The organism is Mongoliibacter ruber, assembly GCF_003003005.1.
In the GTDB taxonomy this organism is placed as follows: domain Bacteria; phylum Bacteroidota; class Bacteroidia; order Cytophagales; family Cyclobacteriaceae; genus Mongoliibacter; species Mongoliibacter ruber.
In genome coordinates, this window is sequence record NZ_PVTR01000048.1 from 1 (window position 1) to 1173 (window position 1173).

At 47.8% G+C, this 1173-nt stretch carries 1 protein-coding gene and 1 pseudogene; both read right to left on the reverse strand.

Annotated elements, in window-relative coordinates:
• A partial coding sequence (locus CLW00_RS21200) for a transketolase family protein (protein WP_106135708.1) occupies positions 1-887 on the reverse strand: 887 nt, incomplete at its 3' end.
• Between the two features lies 1 nt (position 888).
• Positions 889-1173, reverse strand: a pseudogene (locus tag CLW00_RS21205) (transketolase); the annotation flags it as partial.

Consider the following 1173-nt stretch of genomic DNA (forward strand, 5'->3'; position numbering starts at 1 on the left):
GTTCCGGATTCTCCGAAAGAATCATTGACACCTACATACTCCAATGGGGCCGGATGATTGCTGATCAAAGTCTGGGCGATGCTGTCTCCCAAGCCACCGTTTAATTGATGTTCCTCGGCAGATACTGCACAACCTGTCTTGGCTACTGATTCCAGAATGGCTTCAGTGTCCAATGGTTTGATCGTGTGAATGTTGATCACTTCGGCAGAGATGCCTTCTTCTCTCAACATGGCTTCCGCTACCACAGCTTCCCATACCAGGTGACCGGTGGCGAAGATGGTCACATCTTTCCCTTCAATCATTTTCCAAGCCTTCCCAATTTCAAACTTCTGGTCAGCAGGAGTGAATATTGGCCAGCTTGGTCTGCCAAACCTGAGGTATGCAGGTCCTACGTGATCCACCAAAGCCAAGGTCGCTGCCTTGGTCTGATTGTAGTCACAAGGGTTGATGACCGTCATATGCGGTAACATTTTCATCATGCCCAAGTCTTCCAGGATCTGATGGGTGGCACCGTCTTCACCCAAAGTAAGGCCGGCATGTGAGGCACATATTTTTACGTTTTTGTCAGAATAGGCCACAGATTGTCTGATCTGATCATAGACCCTTCCTGTGGAAAAATTGGCAAATGTCCCTGTGAAAGGAATCTTTCCGTTAATCGTCATCCCTGCTGCCAAGCCGATCATATTGGCTTCAGCGATTCCGACCTGAAAAAACCTGTCAGGAAACTCTTTCTGGAAAGCTCCCATTTTCAGCGAACCGATAAGGTCAGCGCACAGGCCTACTACATTGGGGTTCTTTCTTCCGGCTTCCAACAAGCCATCACCGAATCCTGAACGTGTATCCTTTTTTTCGGTGTAAGTATATTTTAAATCAAGTGTCTTTTCCATCTCAGTAGTCTCCTAGTGTTTCTTCCAATTGTCCCAAGGCATTTTCCAGCTGCTCATCATTAGGTGCCACACCATGCCATTTGTGTGTGCCGGCCATAAAGTCTACCCCGTAACCCATTTCTGTGTGAAGGAGGATCAAGACTGGTTTCCCGTTTCCGGTAAGGGATTTGGCTTTGCCAAGTCCAGCTACTACAGCGGCCATATCATTGCCTTTTTCAATATCAATCACCTGCCAGCCAAAAGCTTCCCACTTGGCACGTAGGTCTATCAGGTCCATGACCTTTGC